This window comes from Bradyrhizobium sp. CCBAU 45394 (assembly GCF_028128655.1).
Taxonomy (GTDB): Bacteria; Pseudomonadota; Alphaproteobacteria; order Rhizobiales; family Xanthobacteraceae; genus Bradyrhizobium; species Bradyrhizobium diazoefficiens.
In genome coordinates this window covers 532,626-547,877 of record NZ_LBIX01000004.1, presented here as the reverse complement: position 1 = coordinate 547,877, position 15,252 = coordinate 532,626, and the positions used below count along the sequence as shown (strand labels likewise).

The following is a 15,252-nucleotide window of genomic DNA, read 5'->3' as shown; positions in this document are numbered from 1 at the left end:
GATTTGATATGCTCAGAGAAATCCGCCCCGCCATCGTCCTCCTGCTGGTGTTAACCGCCATCACGGGCCTTGCTTATCCGCTCGCGATGACCGGCATCGTCGGCATGCTCTTCCCCGCGCAGGCGCAAGGCAGCCTGATCGAGAGGGATGGCAAGGTGATCGGCTCCGCCCTGATCGGGCAGGAGTTCAAGGACGACAAATATTTCCACGGCCGCCCCTCGGCGACCCTGGCGCCGGACCCGAATGATTCGACCAAGACCGTCTCGGCGCCCTACAACGCCGCCAACTCGGGCGGCTCCAATCTCGGCCCGACCAGCAAGGCGCTGGCCGACCGGCTGAAGGAAGACGTGGACAAGCTGAAGGCGGAGAATCCGAACGCCGCCGTGCCGGTCGACCTAGTGACGACGTCTGCCAGCGGCCTCGATCCGGATATCTCGCCGGAAGCCGCGCAATTCCAGGTGCCGCGCGTTGCCAAGGCCCGGAATATGCCGGAAGAGGCGGTGAAGCAGCTTGTGGCTTCCAACGTCCAGGGCCGTCTGCTCGGCCTGCTTGGCGAACCGCGCGTTAACGTATTGGCGTTGAATCTCGCGCTCGATCGCGCCGCCGCCAAGTAGCGGTCTAGGCTCCCGGTGCGCAGATGATTATATTGGCAAAATGGTCCGAGAGCGCCGCGATTCCGAACAACGTCCGTCTCCCGAGGCACTGCTGGAAGCCGCGCGCCGGGAGGAAAGCGCGAGCGGCAAGCTGAAGATTTTCGTCGGCGCGGCTCCCGGCGTCGGCAAGACCTACGAGATGCTGCAAAGTGCCCATGCCAAGCGCAAGGCCGGCATCGACGTCGTGGTCGGCTTCGTCGAGACCCATGGCCGCGCCGAGACCGAGGCGCTGGTGCGGGGGCTCGAAGTCGTCCCGCGCAAGAGGCTCGACTACCGCGGCCAGACGATCGAGGAGATGGACCTCGACGCGGTGATCGCGCGCCGGCCGCAAATCGCGCTGGTCGACGAGCTCGCCCACACCAACGCGGCCGGCAGCCGCCATCCCAAGCGCTATCTCGACGTCGAGGAGCTGCTCTCCCACGGCATCGACGTCTACACCGCCGTCAACATCCAGCACATCGAGAGCCTGAACGACGTCGTCGCCCAGATCACCCATGTCCGGGTGCGTGAGACGGTGCCGGACTCGGTGTTCGACCGCGCGGATGCGATCGAACTGATCGACCTCACGCCCGATGACCTGATCCAGCGGCTCAGGGAAGGCAAGGTCTACGTCCCCAAGCAGGCCGAGCGGGCACTGGAGCATTATTTCTCGCCGGGCAATCTGACCGCGCTGCGCGAGCTCGCTTTGCGGCGGACAGCCGAACGGGTCGACGAGCAGCTCCTCACCCACATGCAGGCGAATGCCATCGCCGGCCCCTGGGCCGCGGGCGAGCGTATTCTCGTCTGCGTCAGCGAGGATCCGCGCGCCGCCGGCCTCGTGCGCTACACCAAGCGGCTGGCCGACCGGCTGCATGCGCCGTTTACCGCGATTTCGATCGAGACGCGGCGCTCCCTCCAGCTTTCCGATGAGGAGCGCGACCGGCTCGCCGACACGCTGCGGCTCGCCGAAGCCTTGGGCGGCGAGGCACTGACGATTCCCGCTGTCGGCCGCCGCATCGCCGACGACGTCGTCAATTTCGCACAGGGCAACAACGTCACCCAGATCGTGATCGGAAAGTCGACGCGCTCGCGCTGGTTCGAGATCACGCGCGGCTCGGTCGTGCATGACCTGGTGCGCCGTGCCGGCAATATCACGGTTCATGTCATCGCCGGCGACGATGTGCCGGGCGAGGCGGCGCCCAAGACCGCGGTGCAGACCGCGGCGCGGACGGAGCCGTTCGATCCGCTGCCCTATCTGAAGGCGCTCGGCATCGTGCTGATCGGCCTCGGCGCTGCCGAGCTGATTCAGCCGAGGTTCGGCATCGAGAACGTTGACCTCGTGCTGCTCACGGCCGTGGTGGCGGTCGCGGTCCGCTATGGCCTGTGGCCGTCGCTGCTCGCCACCGTCGCGGCCTCGCTGTCCTATAATTTCTTCTTCCTGCCGCCGATCTACACCTTCACGATCACCGATCCGACCAACGTCGCCGCCTTTGTCCTGTTCATGGTGGTGGCGATGATCGTCTCCAATGTCGCCGCGCGCGTGCGCACGCAGGCCGACACCGCGATCGGCCGGATCAGGACCACCGAGCAGCTCTATGCTTTCAGCCGCAAGCTTGCCGGCACCGCCACACTCGACGACGTCTTGTGGGCGACGGCCTATCAGATCGCGCTGATGCTGAAGGTTCGCGTGGTGCTGCTGCTGCCGGAGGATGGGCTGCTCACGGTGAAGTCCGGCTATCCGCCGGAGGACCAGCTCGACCAGGCGGACCTTGCCGCCGCCAACTGGGCCTGGAGCAATGATCGCCCAGCCGGTCGCGGCTCGGACACGCTGCCGGGCGCGAAGCGGCTGTTCCTGCCGATGCGCACCGGCCGCGGCCCGATCGGGGTGATCGGCATCGACAACGACCGTACCGGCCCGTTGCTGACGCCGGACCAGCGCCGGCTGCTGGACGCGCTGGTCGACCAGGGCGCGCTCGCGATCGAGCGCGTGCTGCTGGTCGAGGACATGGACCGCGTCAAGCGCACCGTCGAATCCGAGCGGCTGCGCTCGGCACTGCTCACGTCGATTTCGCATGACCTCAAGACGCCGCTCGCCTCCGTGTTGGGGGCCGCCTCCACGATGCGCGATCTGGCAGGTGCCTTGTCCGACACCGAGAAGCGCGACCTGCTGGCCACCGTGATCGACGAATCCGAGCGGCTCAACCGTTTCATTGCCAATCTGCTCGACATGACGAAACTCGAATCCGGCGCCATCGTGCCCAACACGGCGCTGCATGATCTTAGTGAGATCGTCGGCAGCGCACTCCGGCGGGCAGCCAAGATCCTCACGGCGCACAAGGTCGAGCTGGTGCTGGCCGCCGATCTGCCGATGCTCCAGCTGGATGCCGTGTTGTTCGAGCAGGTGCTGTTCAACCTGCTCGACAACGCCGCGAAGTATTCGCCGGCAGAGACGACGATCTCGATCAAGAGCCAGCGCGAGCGAGATCAAGTGGTGCTCCAGATCGCCGACGAGGGGAGCGGTATTCCGCCGGACGAGGTCGAGAGCGTGTTCGACAAGTTCTATCGCGTGCAGAAGGGCGATCACGTTCGTCCCGGCACCGGGCTCGGGCTCGCCATTTCCCGCGGCTTCGTCGAGGCAATGCATGGCACGATCTCGGCCGCCAACCGCAGCGACCGGAGCGGCGCGGTCCTCACCATCCGTTTGCCCGTTCCGGCACAGACCCACGCATTGGATACCGCCGCATGAGTGCCGCCCCGATCAAGGTTCTGGTCATCGACGACGAACCACCGATCCGCAAACTGCTGCGGATGGGGCTGACGACGCAGGGCTATGAGATCCTGGAAGCGTCAAACGGCAAGATTGCGCTGGAGAAGCTCACCGAGGAGCCTGCCCTGATCATCCTCGATCTCGGCCTGCCCGACATCCAGGGCCACGAGCTGCTCCGCACCATCCGGGCCCGCAACGAAGCGGTGCCGATCGTGGTGCTGTCGAGCCGGGGCGACGAGGCCGGCAAGGTGCAGGCGCTCGATCTCGGCGCCGACGACTATTTGACCAAGCCGTTCGGGATGGACGAGCTGCTGGCGCGCCTGCGCGCCGCGCTGCGGCACCAGCTCCAGGTCCAGGGCGAGCGACCGATATTCCGCACCGGCGATCTCTCCGTCGATCTCGTCCGCCGCATCGTCAAGGTCGGCGAGCGCGAGGTCAAGCTGTCGCCGAAGGAGTACGACCTCCTGCGCGTGCTGGTGCAGCACGCCGGCAAGGTGCTGACCCACAGATTCCTGCTCAAGGAGCTTTGGGACGAGCTGACGGATGCGCAATATCTGCGCGTCTACGTCCGCCAGCTCCGCCAGAAGATCGAAGCCGATCCGGAACGTCCGCAATATGTGCTGACGGAGACGGGGATCGGGTACCGCCTGAAGGCGGGGGATTGACTAAGCCGTCGTTCCGGGGCGATGCGAAGCATCGAACCCGGAACCTCGAGATTCTCAGGTGCGCAATTGCGCACCATAGTTCGCCTCTTCGAGGCGCCCCGGAATGACAAGCTAACCCGCCTTCCTCTGTCGCGCCGTCGACCGGTGCACCTTCTTCGCGGCTCGTCCCCGTCCTGTCGTCCGTCTTCCATGCGACTTGGCCGACGGCCGTCCCCCGCCGCGCCCCCTCAGGCTCTGCTTCAGCGCATCCATCAGGCTGACGACATTGCTCGGCCGCTCCTCCGGCTCCGGCAGCTTGATCGTCTTGCCGCTCGCCTTCCGCTTCACCAGCGCCTTCAGCGCGGTCTCGTACTGGTCCTTGAACTTGCTCGGATCGAAATGCGCAGCCTTGGTGTGCAGGATGTGACCGGCGAGCTCGACCATGTCCTTGGTGATCTTCGGACTCTTGATGTCGTCGAAGAACTGGCCCTCGTCGCGGAGCTCATAAGGATAGCGCAGCGTGGTGCCGAGCAGGCCCTTGCCGAGCGGCTCGATCGCCATGACATGCTCGCGGTTGGTAAGCACGATTTTTGCGAGCGCGACGCGCTCCTGGTCCTTCATGGCGTCGCGGATCACGGCAAAGGCGTCGATTGCGGCCTTGCCGTCTGGTGCGATGTAATAGGGATGGTCCAGGTAGCGCTGGTCGATCTCGTCGCTCGGCACGAAGCTCTCAATGTCGATGGTGTGGTTGCTCTCGATCTGGACCGCCTCGAGCTCCTCCGGCTCGATCTCGACGTATTTGCCCTTGCGCAGCTCGTAGCCGCGTCCCTTCTGGTCGCTCTCGACGACGTCGCCGGTTTCCGAATCGACCATTTGCTGCTTGAGGCGATTGCCGGTTTCGCGGTTGATCATGTGAAACCGGGTCTTCTCGGCGGCGGTCGTTGCGGGATAGAGCACGACCGGGCAGCTGACCAGCGACAGCTTCAACGTTCCCTTCCAATAGGCGCGGGGGGCCATTCCATTCTCCAGCGTTTTCAAGGCGTTTTGGAACTCCAACCGGCGCGTCGGGTTTTGGTTCCGGATGGGACTTTTGCCGTGATAGGCTTGAAGCCGAAAGAGATGCGGGACCGGTCGTGCTGCGAAAACTCTCCACCTATCGACAGAAGCGGGACTTCGAGAAGACCCCTGAGCCCTCCGGCGAGGCCGCGGTAGCCTCTTCGAAACAGCGACGCTTCGTGGTCCAGAAGCATGACGCCAGCCGGCTGCACTACGATTTCCGCCTCGAGTTCGACGGCGTGTTCAAGTCCTGGGCGGTGACGAAGGGCCCCTCGCTCGATCCGCACGACAAGCGGCTGGCGGTCGAGGTCGAGGACCATCCGCTCGACTATGGCGATTTCGAAGGAACGATCCCGGAAGGCCAATATGGCGGCGGCACGGTCATGCTGTGGGACCGCGGCACCTGGCAGGCCGATGATCCCGAGCGTGGTTTTCGGAAGGGCGACCTGAAGTTCACGCTGCACGGCGAAAAGCTGCACGGAAGCTGGGTGCTGGTCCGCATGCGCAACGATCGCGATGGCGGCAAGCGCACCAACTGGCTGCTGATCAAGCATCGCGACGAATTTGCCCGCGAGGGCGAGGACATCCTTGCCGAGGACAAGTCAGTCGCCTCCGGCCGCGCGATGGCGCAGATCGCCGAAGGCAAGGGCCGCGCGCCAAAGCCGTTCATGCTGGCGAAGGGTGCCAAGGGTAAGGCCGATGCTGTGTGGCAATCCAACCGCGTCGAGGAGACGAAGGGGCGGACCGTCGCGCCGGCGCCACGCGCGGCGTTGAAGGGCGGCAAGACCGTAAACAAGGCCGCAAAGAAGAGTGCCACGGCGGCTACGAACGCCAAGACGGTCTCGGAGATGCCGGATTTCGTCGCGCCGCAGCTCTGCACGCCGGTCGAGCGTCCGCCGGCCGGCGACGGCTGGTGCCACGAGATCAAGTTCGATGGCTACCGCGTGCAGCTTCGCATCGAGGACGGCAAGGCGACGCTGAAGACCCGCAAGGGTCTCGACTGGACCGACAAGTTCGCCTCCATCGCGAAGGAGGCGAATTCGCTGCCGGAGGCCATGATCGACGGCGAGATTGTCGCGCTCGACCACAACGGCGCGCCGAACTTTTCCTCGCTCCAGGCCGCGCTGTCGGATGGCAAGACCGAGGACCTCATCTTCTTTGCCTTCGATCTCCTGTTCGCCGAAGGCCGCGACTATCGCCGCCTTCCGCTCAGGGAGCGTAAGTCGCGGCTCAAGGAGCTGCTGGAGGCACAAAAGCGGAAATCGAACCAGATCCGCTATGTCGAGCATTTCGAGAGCGGCGGCGACGCCGTGCTGCAATCGGCCTGCAAGCTCGAGCTTGAAGGCGTGGTGTCGAAGAAGCTGGACGCGCCGTACCGGTCGGGACGGACGGAGAGCTGGACCAAGGCCAAATGCCGGGCCGGCCATGAGGTCGTGATCGGCGGCTGGAAGACCACCAACGGCAAATTCCGCTCGCTGATGGCCGGTGTGCATCGCGGCGATCACCTCGTCTTCGTCGGCATGGTCGGTACCGGCTTCGGCGCCGACACGGTCAAGCGCATCATGCCGCTCCTGAAGGAGGCGGCGTCGAACGACAGCCCGTTCGGCGGCAAGAACGCGCCGAAGAAGACGCGGGACGTGCACTGGCTGAAGCCGGAGCTCGTCGCCGAAATCGAGTTCGCCGGCTTCACCGCCGACGGCAACATTCGCCAGGCCGCGTTCAAGGGGCTGCGGCAGGACAAGCCGGCCGAGGAGGTCGAGGCGGAGACGCCCGCCGATACCGAGCTCGCCAGGCCGTCTGCTGGAAAGCGCGTTCGTGCGAAGTCCGGAAAGAAGAAAGATGCCGGCGCTGCCGAGGTCATGGGCGTCGTGATCTCGAAGCCGGACAAGGAGCTGTGGCCGGATGGCGGCGACGGCGAGGGCGTCACCAAGCTCGATCTCGCGCGCTATTTCGAGGCGGTCGGCGGCTGGATGATCGAGCACCTGAAGGGGCGACCTTGCTCGATCCTGCGCGCGCCCGACGGCATCGGCGGCGAGACATTCTTCCAGCGCCATGCCATGCAGGGCACCTCGAACCTGCTCGAGCTCGCCAAGGTGTCCGGCGATCGCAAGCCGTATTTGCAGATCGATCGCGTCGAGGGCCTCGCCGCGGTCGCGCAGATCGGCGGCCTCGAGCTGCATCCCTGGAATTGCGCGCCTGATGCTTATGATACGCCGGGCCGGCTGGTGTTCGATCTCGACCCCGCGCCTGATGTCGGTTTCGCCGATGTCGTCGAGGCGGCCAAGCAGATGCGGCAGCGGCTCACTGACGTTGGCATGGAGAGCTTCTGCAAGACCACCGGCGGCAAGGGCCTGCATGTGGTGGTGCCGCTGCTCCACGGCGCGCGCGACAAGGTGAGCTGGAAGGAGGCCAAGGCGTTCGCGCAAGGAATCTGCCAATGGATGGCGGATGACGAGCCCGAGCGCTATCTGCTCAACATGTCCAAGAAGCTGCGCAACGGAAAGATCTTTCTGGACTTTCTGCGCAACGATCGCCTGGCGACGGCGGTGGCGCCGCTATCGCCCCGCGCCCGCGACGGCGCGACCGTGTCGATGCCTGTCACCTGGGCGCAGGTGAAGGGCGATCTCGATCCGAAGCGATATACGGTGCGCACGGTGCCGGGCCTGCTGGCGCGTTCCAAGGCGTGGGAGGGCTATGACGATGCGGCCGCGTCGATCAAGGCCGCGATGAAGAAGCTTGCGGGGAAGATGAGGTAGTCGCTCTTTTAAACGTCATTCCGGGCTGCGCGAAGCGCAGACCCGGAATCCAGAGGTTTGCGGCGCGAGATTCCGGGTTCGCGCTTGCGCGCGCCCCGGAATGACCGACTTGGCTAGATCCGTCCGAGCAGCAGCAGGATCAGCAGGATGACGATGACGAGCCCGAGGCCGCCGCCGCCGTAATAGCCGGTGCCGTAGAACGGCCCGCCGCCGATGCCGCTGAAGCCGCCGAGCAGGGCGATGACCAAAATGATCAGAATGATCGTACCGATAGACATGCTAGTCTCCTCCAGCCCTCTGTTGAAAGGGTCGTTTGCACCTGTCCCTTTGGTGCGGGGGCAACTTGCCGCAGGTTTTAAAGTTCCGGTTTTGAAACGGGGCGACAGGTGCAAGTTGCATGGAACCTTTGCCGCTCGGGCCGGCATGATGAATGAGATTCAATCAGCGTAGGGCACGGCCATGTCAGCACCGCTTGTCGTTTCAATTCCCCATCGTCTCGGCCGCGAGGAAGCGGTGCACCGGCTGAAGTCCGGGCTTGGCCGCGCGGCGGCGAGCATTCCCGTGATGCAGGTGGAGGAGGAGCGCTGGAGCGGCGACAGCATGACCTTTCGCATCCGCGCACTCGGGCAGATTGCCACCGGCCAGGTCGACGTCGCCGACGACCAGGTCAAGGTGCAAGTCGTGCTGCCCTGGCTGTTGCAGCGCTTTGCCGAGATGGCGCAGGCGACGATCCGCAAGCGCGGGCAGTTGCTGCTGACCAAGGACGGGGGAAAGTGAGTTTCAGGCGCGCACGCGCTGCCGCGCAGGCCTGATGGCGCCCGCTGTACGGGCCTCGATGACGGCCGCGGGAAAATCACGAAAAGCCTGCGCGACCGGCAGTTCGTTGCCTGCAAGTCCCGGCGCAGCGTAGCCGGTGATGTCGATGGTGGCGTCAAAACCTTCGAGCGCGGGCCATTCCCGGCCGCCTTGCGAAAATGGCGCGAACAATCGCCCGACCACGACAATCGCCGCAGCGCGGTCGTGGCGACGGGCGAAAGCGATGACATGATCGGCGTGCGCGCCATGGACGTCCAGCGACTGGTAGTCGCCTTGCGTAAAAACGCCGGCGAGCTCGTTGCGCAGCTTGAGGAGGTGCCGCGTCCAGGCCAGCTTGAGCTGGCCATCCGGCCAGGTCTTGATAAGGCTGCTCCAATCCGGACCGGACAGCGAACCAAGCGCCGTATCCCGCGCGGAAAAATCCACCGGACGGCGGTTGTCGGGATCGACCAGCGACAGATCCCAGAATTCGGTGCCCTGGTAGAAGTCAGGAACGCCCGGCAGCGTTGCCTTGAGGGTGAGCTGGCTCAGCGAGTTCAACGCGCCGAGCAGCGCGACGCGGCGCGCCAGGGTTTGCAGCGCCTCCAGGAATTCGCGCGACTGCGCGGGATCGAGGATCTTCGCGACGAAGTCTCGTAGTCCGGTCTCGTAGGTCTCGTGCGGGTTGAGCCAGCTCGTCTCCTCCTTGCCCTCGCGGGCGGCCTTCAGCGCATAGGCCTGGATACGCTCGACGAAGCCGGCGTTCGCGGGTGTCTGAAGCGGCCAGGCGCCGAGCAGGGTCTGGTAGAGCATGTATTCGAACGTCGCCGACGGCGCGCGCAGATGGCCATGGAGCGCGAGATGCGGCGCGTTCAGCACCTTCCAGCGCGAAACTGCGCTGGTCCATTCGCCGGGAATTTCGCTGAGCGCTGCGATCCGGGCGCGGGCGTCCTCGCCGCGCTTGGTGTCGTGGGTGGCGGTTGCCGTCATCCCTTGCGGCCATTCCTTGGCGCGCGCGCGCATGGCCTCGTGGAAGGCGGGAATGGCAAGGCCGGTGCTCGCGGGATCGCCGCCGACCTCGTTCAGCGCGAGCAGCCGGTGGAATTGGTAGAACGCGGTGTCCTCCAGCGACTTCGCCATCACCGGCCCGGTGAACTGCTGCACCTTTAGCGCGAAGCGGCGCACGCGTGGGGCACTGTGCGGGGGCCGGCCGGGCTTGAGCAGGTCCATGGTGAGGGCATCGCGCAGGAAATCGAAAATGCCCTCGTCCGCGGCGAACCACTCTGCCCGGGCACGCGCGATGGTATCGTCGATCAGCTTGCGATCGTGCGCGGCAGGCGCGCCGGACGTGAGATAGGTGCGATAGACCGGGAAATGCAGCACGTAGAGCTCGAGCGCCTGCCGCAGGCTGTCGGCCGAGAAGTCGCGGGTCGAGTAATGCCCGTTGGCAATGCGTGCGAGCAGGCGCGTCAGCACGATGAATTCGCTGGTGAGCAGCGTCTCCAGCACCCGCCGCTTGGCCTCCTTGACGTAAGGCGCAAGCCGCGGTGGGCGATTGCTGACTTGCCGCCAGGTCTCGTCCAGCGCCTCCAGCCCCTTGGCGTCGACCAGCACTTGCGTGATGACGTTCATCCACTCATAGCCGGTGGTGCCCTGGATGCCGGCGAAATGCGGCAGGTGCTCGTGCTCGCACAGGATCTTTTCGATCACGGTGTAGAACGGCTTGGTGTTGCCTTGCGCGTCGCGCACCAGCCGGCGCAGCCGCTGGCAGTACTGGGCGGGATCGCGCAGGCCGTCGATGTGATCGAGCCGGATGCCGTGCAGCTTGCCGTCGGCCACGAGCTGCTTCACCAGCCGGTGCGTGGCAGCGAACGTGCCGGGGTCCTCGACGCGCAGGCCGGCGAGCCCGTTGACGTCGAAGAAGCGGCGGTAGTTGATGTCGCTGGAGGCGAGCCGCCAATGACCGAGCTTGTAGTGCTGGCGCTCCAGCAGATGATGCAGCGCCAGCGTCTGCGCCGGACGATCCTTGGCGGCACGATAGGCGGAAAGGCCGCTCGCGATGATGTCGGCCGCGCCCGCGATCTCCTTCAGCTCCGCCTTGAAGCCAGGGGCTTCCTTGCGGTTGGGACGGCGAAGGCCGGTGTAGCGGGCCGCGAGCGCGAGCAGGCGCTTGCCGGCCTCCGTCTCGGCGGCATCGGCTTCCTTCACGAACATCCGCAGCATTTCGCCATAGCGCTCCGGGGCGATCGGCAGGCGATGCTCGAAATACCAGGCAGAAAGGCTGCCTTCGCCGGCATCGTAGCGCAGCTCGATGTCGCCGCGCTCCAGCGCCTCGCCATAGGACGAACCGAGGATCGGCAGCAGCACGCCGCCGCGGGCGCGGTGGGGCAGCAGATCCCAGTCGATATCGAAGGCGGCCGCGTGCGGCGAAGTCGGTCCCCATTCCAGCACGTCAAGCCACCAGGGATTGTCAGCAAAGTGCACGCCGACATGGTTCGGCACGAAGTCGATGATGAGGCCGAGGTCGTTCCTGCCGAGTGCCTCGCTCAGCCGCGCAAAGCCGGCCTCGCCGCCGAGCTCCGGATTGAACTGGCTGTGATCGACGGTGTCGTAGCCGTGCGTCGAGCCCTTGCGCGCCTTCATCACCGGCGAGGCATACAGATGCGTGATTCCGAGCGATTTGAGATAAGGCACCACTGCGGCAGCCTTGTCGAAGTCGAAATCCGCGGTGAGCTGAAGCCGGTAGGTCGCGAGAGGAATGGCCGGAGGCATGTCAACCTCCGAGGCGCCAGACCACCGACCAGGGCGGAAGGCGATCGCCGGCCGCGCCGCCCCAGATCGGCGTGCCCGCATTGTCAGTGGAAATGATCTCGTGATCCGAGAGATTGGCGACGAGGCGCAGCGTCGTGCCGTCGCCCATGCGCCAATGCGCGCGGAGCAAGCCGCTATCGGTCGCCTCGGCGTCGCCGAAGCGCGCGCCTTTTAGCCGCGGCATGATCTCCTTGCGGCGGAGCGCGAGCAGGTCACGCACCAGAGCCAGCCGCGCATCCTGCTCCGGCGTGCGGCCGCCCCAATCGAGCACGGCCGATTGCAGTGTTGCCGGATCGAGCGGGTCGGGCACCTCGTCGCCGTATTTCTCATAGGCCCAGGCATATTCTTGCCTGCGTCCCTTGCGCACGGCGTCGGCCAGCCCGCCCTGGAAGTCGCAAAAGAACGGGAAGGGGACCTTCGAGCCCCATTCCTCGCCCTGAAACAGCATCGGCACCATCGGCACCAGCAGCGTGACCGCGAGCGCGGCTTCGATCTGCCGCGGCGATGCCAGGCTTTCGAGCCGCTCGCCGAGCGGACGGTTGCCGATCTGGTCGTGGTTTTGCAGGAAGTTGACGAAGGTCGCCGGCGGCAGCTCGCGGCTCGGCTCGCCGCGTGGCTTCTTGCCCCAGAACTCCGAGATCTCGCCCTGGTAGACGAAGCCCGAGGCGAGCGCGCGTGCGAGATCCATGCGCGGCGTCTGGTAGTCGGCATAGTAGCCGGCGAGCTCGCCGGTCAGCATCACATGCCAGACGTGGTGATAGTCGTCGTTCCACTGCGCGCGATATTTGCCGTTCGGCGGCTCCTGCGCGGCGTCGAGCAGGCTGGCGCGATTGTCGCCGTTCTCCAGCACCAGATGGATGTGCCGCCCCGTGGCCTTGGCAAGCTCGCCGGCGGCGACGCTGAGGTCTTGCAGCATCGACTGCTCGCCGGGCAGCGCCATGATGTGGTTGGCGGCATCGAGCCGCAGTCCGTCGAAGCGATAATCGCTGAGCCAGGACAGTGCGTTCTCGACCGCAAAGGCCCGCACCTGCGGCACGCGATAGTCGATGGCGCTGCCCCAGGGCGTGTGCGCGTCGGTGAAGAAGCTCGGCGCATAGCGTCCGAGGTAGTTCCCTTCGGGGCCGAAATGATTGTAGACGACGTCGAGAAACACCATCAACCCGCGCAAATGCGCCTCGTCGATCAGCGTCTTCAGGTCCTCGGGCCGACCGTAAGCGCTGTCGGGCGCGTACCACAGCACGCCGTCATAGCCCCAGCCGCGGTAGCCGGCGAAATCGGCCAGCGGCATCAGCTCAAGCGCGGTGATGCCGGTCGCTGTGAGATGATCGAGCCTGTCGATCATGGCGCGGTAAGTACCTTCCGCTGTGAAGGTGCCGACATGGCTCTCGATCAGCACCGTCTCTTCCCAGGGACGGCCGCGCCAGTCGCGCGCGCGCCAGGCGAAGGCGTCGTGATCGATCACCTCGCTCGGGCCGAACACGTCCTCGGGCTGGAAGGCGGAGGCCGGATCGGGCACGTCGATCTCGTCATCGATCCTGAACTTGTAGGGACTGCCGGTGGTCAGGCTGGCGATCTCGGCCACATACCAGCCGTCCTGCCGGCGCTGCATCGCGTGCCTTCGGTCGAGCAGGAGATCGACTCGTCGCGCGCCGGGCGCCCACAGGCGAAACGACACGCCCTCCTTCGTCGGCCTCGCGCCGAAGGACGGCCTCATAGCGCCCCCGCGAAGGCGAGCACGGAGCGCGGCGGCGCCTTGCTGTCGCTTCCAGGCTGGAAGTCGATCGTGTTCAGCTTGGCATCGGTCGTGTTGAGGATCTGCTGCCAGCTCTTATATTCGGTCATCTTGGGCAATTTGAATGCGATCTCTTCGGGAGCGGCGTTCAGGACGATAAAGATCGCGGCCCCGCCCGGTTCCATCGGCCCCATCACATAGGAGAGGAACCGCCCTTCCGGGAATTTCCAGTCGTTCTCCGTCATCTCCTCTCCGGCAGGCGTCAGCCACAGCGCGCCGTAGGAGAGGCCGTCTTTGGGGCGCCCGTCGAGCCAGCGATGGCTGCGAAGCTGCGAGAAGCGGCGGCGGATGTCGGCGAGACCGGCGACGAAATCGACCATGTCGTCGCCGTCCTTGCCGAGATTGCCCCAGCCGACCCAGCCGACCTCGTTGTCCTGGCAATAGGCGTTGTTGTTGCCGGATTGCGAGTTGCCGACCTCGTCGCCGGCGAGAAGCAGTGGAACGCCCTGTGCCAGCATCAGGCAGGCCAGCACGTTCTTGCGAAGCTGGCGGCGCAGACCGAGAATCCCGGGATCGTCGGTCGGCCCTTCGACACCGCAATTGTTGCTGTGGTTGTCGTTGGAGCCGTCGCGATTGTCCTCGCCATTGGCCTCGTTGTGCTTCTCGTTGTAGCTGAACAGGTCGGCCAGCGTGAAGCCATCATGCACGGTGATGTGGTTGATGCTGGCGCGCGGCCGACGTCCGTCGTGGTTGAACAGGTCGGACGATGCCGTCATGCGGCTGGAGATGTCGCCGATCAGGCTGCCTTCGCCGCTCCAGTAGCGGCGCATGGCGCTGCGATAGCGGTCATTCCACTCCGACCATTGCGAGGGGAACGCCCCGACCTGGTAGCCGCCAAGCCCGAGGTCCCACGGCTCGGCGACGAGCTTGACGGCGGCCAGCACCGGATCCTGCCGGATCGCGGTCAGGAGCGAGCTGCCGCGATCAAAACCGTTGGGCCCGCGCGCGAGGGTCGTGGCGAGGTCGAAGCGGAAGCCGTCGACATGGCAGACCTCGACCCAGTAGCGCAGGGAATCCATCACCATCTGCAGCACGCGCGGATGGGTGAGGTTCACCGACGAGCCGCAGCCGGTGAAATCGTCGTAATAGCGCGGGTTCTCGCGGTTCAGCCAGTAATAGGAGGCGTTGTCGATGCCGCGGTAGCACAGCGTCGGGCCGAGGTGGTTGCCTTCGGCGGTGTGGTTGTAGACGACGTCGAGCATCACCTCGATGCCGGCATCGTGCAGGCGCGCGACCGTGGTGCGGAAGGAATCGAGCGCGTTGTCCTGGGCGTAGCGGGGCTCGGGCGCGAAGAAGGACAGCGTGTTGTAGCCCCAGTAATTGGCGAGCTTCTTCTCGACCAATATGCGGTCGTCGACGAAACTGTGGATCGGCAGCAGCTCGATCGTGGTGACGCCAAGCTTCTTCAGATGCTCGATCATCGCCGGCGACGACAGGCCGCCATAGGTGCCGCGCAAGTTCGGCGGGACGTCGTCGCGCTTCTGCGTCAGGCCCTTGACGTGGGCCTCGTAGATGATCGTGTCTTCCCAGGCGATGTTGGGGCGGATCTCGCGCCGGCCCCAGTTGAAGGTCTCGTCGACCACGACGGCCTTGGGCATGCCGCGCGCATTGTCGCGCCGGTCGAAGGACAGGTCCTCGCGCGGGCTGCCGGTGCGGTAGGCGAAATGCGCATCGCTCCAGACCAGTCGTCCGGAGAGCCGCTTGGCATAGGGATCGAGCAGCAGCTTGTTGGCGTTGAAGCGGTGGCCGTGCTCGGGCTCGTAGGGGCCGTGTACGCGATAGCCATAGAGCTGGCCCGGCGAGACGTCGTTGAGATAGCCGTGCCAGACGTCCTCGGTCCGTTCCGGCAATTCGACGCGCTCGAGCTCGCGGCGGCCTTGCGTGTCGAACAGGCAGAGCTCGACCTTCTGCGCGTTGGCCGAGAACAGCGCGAAGTTGGTGCCGCGTCCGTCCCAGCTTGCGCCGAGGCGTGCGGGCGATCCGGCAGTCAGGCGCATCG

At 65.6% G+C, this 15,252-nt stretch carries 10 protein-coding genes; 5 read left to right on the top strand and 5 right to left on the bottom strand.

Annotated features, from left to right (window positions below; genetic code table 11):
- Positions 1-8: 8 nt before the first annotated feature.
- The 3 genes from WN73_RS03285 to WN73_RS03275 are packed head-to-tail and all read left to right on the top strand — an operon-like array spanning position 9 to position 4,064.
- Entirely contained in the window at positions 9-614 is a 606-nt protein-coding gene (locus WN73_RS03285) for a K(+)-transporting ATPase subunit C (RefSeq protein ID WP_060908709.1), read from the top strand.
- Positions 615-654: 40 nt separating this feature from the next.
- Positions 655-3,378 carry a sensor histidine kinase gene (locus WN73_RS03280; RefSeq protein ID WP_060908708.1) on the top strand — a complete coding sequence of 908 codons (2,724 nt, stop codon included), beginning with the start codon at positions 655-657 and terminating at the stop codon, positions 3,376-3,378.
- Complete coding sequence (locus tag WN73_RS03275) at positions 3,375-4,064, top strand: response regulator (RefSeq protein ID WP_011089514.1); 690 nt, start codon at positions 3,375-3,377, stop codon at positions 4,062-4,064. The genes WN73_RS03280 and WN73_RS03275 overlap by 4 nt, the downstream gene beginning before the upstream one ends.
- Before the next feature lie 111 nt (positions 4,065-4,175).
- Here WN73_RS03275 and ku read toward each other — a convergent pair whose 3' ends face one another.
- A complete protein-coding gene (ku, locus tag WN73_RS03270; protein WP_271551410.1) occupies positions 4,176-5,060 on the bottom strand; it encodes a non-homologous end joining protein Ku in 885 nt (294 codons plus the stop codon).
- 116 nt (positions 5,061-5,176) lie between these two features.
- On the opposite strand from ku, the gene ligD reads away from it, so the two are divergent.
- Positions 5,177-7,855: a DNA ligase D gene (gene ligD, locus WN73_RS03265; protein WP_271551409.1), complete on the top strand. Its 2,679-nt coding sequence runs from the start codon at positions 5,177-5,179 to the stop codon at positions 7,853-7,855.
- Positions 7,856-7,968: 113 nt separating this feature from the next.
- On the opposite strand, the gene WN73_RS03260 is transcribed toward ligD, so the two are convergent.
- Positions 7,969-8,133 (bottom strand): DUF3309 family protein, encoded by a 165-nt coding sequence (locus WN73_RS03260; RefSeq protein ID WP_007595743.1) that lies wholly within the window; start codon positions 8,131-8,133, stop codon positions 7,969-7,971.
- Between the two features lie 181 nt (positions 8,134-8,314).
- On the opposite strand from WN73_RS03260, the gene WN73_RS03255 reads away from it, so the two are divergent.
- Positions 8,315-8,632: a polyhydroxyalkanoic acid system family protein gene (locus WN73_RS03255; RefSeq protein ID WP_271551408.1), complete on the top strand. Its 318-nt coding sequence runs from the start codon at positions 8,315-8,317 to the stop codon at positions 8,630-8,632.
- Between the two features lie 3 nt (positions 8,633-8,635).
- Here the strand turns inward: WN73_RS03255 and treY are convergent, their stop codons facing one another.
- From treY to glgX, 3 genes are read right to left on the bottom strand one after another with little or no spacing between them, the layout of a single operon-like run.
- The gene (treY, locus tag WN73_RS03250; RefSeq protein ID WP_271551407.1) at positions 8,636-11,422 is read right to left on the bottom strand and encodes a malto-oligosyltrehalose synthase; all 2,787 of its coding nucleotides are present in this window, start codon (positions 11,420-11,422) and stop codon (positions 8,636-8,638) included.
- Position 11,423: 1 nt separating this feature from the next.
- Positions 11,424-13,175: a malto-oligosyltrehalose trehalohydrolase gene (gene treZ, locus WN73_RS03245; protein WP_271551406.1), complete on the bottom strand. Its 1,752-nt coding sequence runs from the start codon at positions 13,173-13,175 to the stop codon at positions 11,424-11,426.
- On the bottom strand, positions 13,172-15,250 hold the full coding sequence (glgX, locus tag WN73_RS03240; RefSeq protein ID WP_011089508.1) for a glycogen debranching protein GlgX: 2,079 nt from the start codon (positions 15,248-15,250) through the stop codon (positions 13,172-13,174). Before glgX ends, treZ begins: the two co-directional genes overlap by 4 nt.
- Positions 15,251-15,252 lie beyond the last annotated feature (2 nt).

Coding starts and splice junctions, on each gene's coding strand:
- treZ (WP_271551406.1), bottom strand. CDS start 13,175: ATGAGGCCGTCCTTCGGCGCGAGGCCGACGAAGGAGGGCGTGTCGTTT.
- treY (WP_271551407.1), bottom strand. CDS start 11,422: ATGCCTCCGGCCATTCCTCTCGCGACCTACCGGCTTCAGCTCACCGCG.
- WN73_RS03255 (WP_271551408.1), top strand. CDS start 8,315: ATGTCAGCACCGCTTGTCGTTTCAATTCCCCATCGTCTCGGCCGCGAG.
- WN73_RS03260 (WP_007595743.1), bottom strand. CDS start 8,133: ATGTCTATCGGTACGATCATTCTGATCATTTTGGTCATCGCCCTGCTC.
- ku (WP_271551410.1), bottom strand. CDS start 5,060: ATGGCCCCCCGCGCCTATTGGAAGGGAACGTTGAAGCTGTCGCTGGTC.
- glgX (WP_011089508.1), bottom strand. CDS start 15,250: ATGCGCCTGACTGCCGGATCGCCCGCACGCCTCGGCGCAAGCTGGGAC.
- WN73_RS03275 (WP_011089514.1), top strand. CDS start 3,375: ATGAGTGCCGCCCCGATCAAGGTTCTGGTCATCGACGACGAACCACCG.
- WN73_RS03280 (WP_060908708.1), top strand. CDS start 655: ATGGTCCGAGAGCGCCGCGATTCCGAACAACGTCCGTCTCCCGAGGCA.
- WN73_RS03285 (WP_060908709.1), top strand. CDS start 9: ATGCTCAGAGAAATCCGCCCCGCCATCGTCCTCCTGCTGGTGTTAACC.